General features: G+C 40.2%; 2 protein-coding genes. Both read right to left on the minus strand.

The features are described 5' to 3' along the window. Positions 1-315 precede the first annotated feature (315 nt). Positions 316-519 (minus strand): hypothetical protein, encoded by a 204-nt coding sequence (locus H6A25_RS12505; protein ID WP_204752448.1) that lies wholly within the window; start codon positions 517-519, stop codon positions 316-318. After that, positions 509-737: hypothetical protein (locus H6A25_RS12510; RefSeq protein WP_204752449.1), on the minus strand; the 229-nt coding region annotated here is incomplete at its 5' end. The genes H6A25_RS12505 and H6A25_RS12510, both read right to left, overlap by 11 nt.

Below are 737 nucleotides of genomic sequence, written 5' to 3' on the forward strand. Positions count from 1 at the left end.
GCCTGGCGCCAGCTGCAGGATCAGGAACACGAGCAGGGTTACGCCGATCAATACCGGGATCAGCATAATCAGTCTCTTAACAATGAATTTCCACATAAGATCCTCCTGTAATTTTTTTACCCCTGCGTCTCCAACAGAATGCTGCCCTTCCTGTTAGAAACGCATTTGGCAAAAAGTATCCGCAACATGTGTTGAGACACATGCAATGCGTATAAGGAACATCGCCGCCCCCTACCATCGGGAGCGACTGTAGTACGATTATATCTTGTCGAAAATATTTTTGCAATAAAAAGTTTATGATTTATTTAATAATTGTTATGCAGTTCTTCTCTTAATGTAGAATTTCCATCTTTGTTTTTTTGCATGTTGCATAAAATCATTCGGTTCCTTTCTATTTTCGTTTTTTTGTTTTTGTGTATTATGTTTATTTATTCTGCATATTTTTTCAGCAACAGTAACAAAATTGCACATATTTGCCCTTTTTTCGCCTTTCCCCGGTAAAATTCCATCAAAAGCCACTCCAGACTTTTCCCTCTTGACGAATGATTTTTCTTTGTTCCACGCCTTCTTTTTTGGCAAAAATACAAAAGCAATCCATTCCATAAACCATAGTGCGATTATCCCTGTGTTTCTTGCGAAGAAAAAAAGCCGATGCGACTTTCGTCGCATCGGCTTTTCGGTATTTCAGGAAGTCTCTTATTCGGCCAGGAAGCAGGAGACGAAATGGCCCGGGCTGA

This window comes from Intestinimonas butyriciproducens (genome assembly GCF_016901775.1).
Classification (GTDB): domain Bacteria; phylum Bacillota; class Clostridia; order Oscillospirales; family Butyricicoccaceae; genus Pseudobutyricicoccus.